The sequence below is a fragment of the Streptomyces sp. NPDC048751 genome (assembly GCF_043198595.1).
Lineage (GTDB): Bacteria > Actinomycetota > Actinomycetes > Streptomycetales > Streptomycetaceae > Streptomyces.
In genome coordinates this window covers 1-1,051 of the sequence record NZ_JBICUX010000048.1, presented here as the reverse complement: position 1 = coordinate 1,051, position 1,051 = coordinate 1, and the positions used below count along the sequence as shown (strand labels likewise).

The window sequence follows — 1,051 nt, the reverse complement described above, 5'->3', positions numbered from 1 at the left end:
GCCTGCCCGGTGGGGCCGATCTCGGCGACGTACGCCGCACGTCCGGTCGATAGGGTGTGCGCTCGTCGGTGATCGACTGTGCGCGGCCGCGAGCCGTTGGGGAGGGGCTGGTTGTGGGCAGGATGCCCGGCGTATTCACGCTGCCCAGAATGCTGCGGCACTTCGGGGCCACCGGCGACGGACTGCCGCCGGACGGGGCGGTGGAAGTGGACGCACCGGATGCCGATCTGCGGGCCGTGCTGTCCGCGGCGCGGTCGGGCGCCTGGGAGCCGGCGGCGGAGTTGCTGGCGCGGACGCGCGTCGAGCGGGACTGGGAGCGACGAGGCCAGTACAGCGCGGGTCTCGCCGAACTCGCTCTGCACCACACCGGATGGTTCGACGAGTGGCGGCGTGTGCGATCCGGTGACCCCGAGGTCGCCCTGGTCGCCGCCGAGTTGGAGATCGACCGCGCCTGGGAGATCCGTACTGCCGCGCGTGCCCGGCATGTGTCGCGGGAGCAGTTCCAGGCGTTCCGCACGGTCCTGCGCGACGCGATACCGGTCCTGCGTACGGCCGCCGACCTCAACCCCGAAGATCCCGTTCCCTGGCGGGTGTTCATCGCTCACGCTATGGGACTTGGCGCTCCGCGCGACGTGTTCGACGAGTACCTGGCTCGGGGCCGCGCGGCGGATCCGCATCACATGGGACTGCACGCCCGCGCGGTGCAGTACCTGGCGCAGAAGTGGTACGGCTCGCACGCGGAGATGTTCGCGTTCGCCGAGTCGGCCGCCGCCGCGGCCCCCGAGGGGTCACCGCTGCGCGGTCTGCCACTGCACGCGGTCACCGAGTACGCGCTGGAGCACGAGGCAGGGATGGGGAAGGGGCCGGTGGCCTGGTCCCGGATCGAGGGGCTCGTCGAGGCGGGACTGGAACTGTCGGCGAGGTTCGAGCCGGGTGACCGGCGGGCGGCGGGCTTCCGCAATCACCTCGCGCTCGCACTGATCCGCTCCGGCCGTGAGGCCGAGGCACTGGGGGTCTTCCGGCTCGTCGGTACCGAGGCGCGCACGTTCCC

General features: G+C 72.3%; 1 pseudogene. It reads left to right on the top strand.

Features of this window, described 5'->3' with window-relative positions:
• Positions 1-149: 149 nt before the first annotated feature.
• Positions 150-1,051: pseudogene (locus ACGFNV_RS46815) on the top strand (hypothetical protein); the annotation flags it as partial.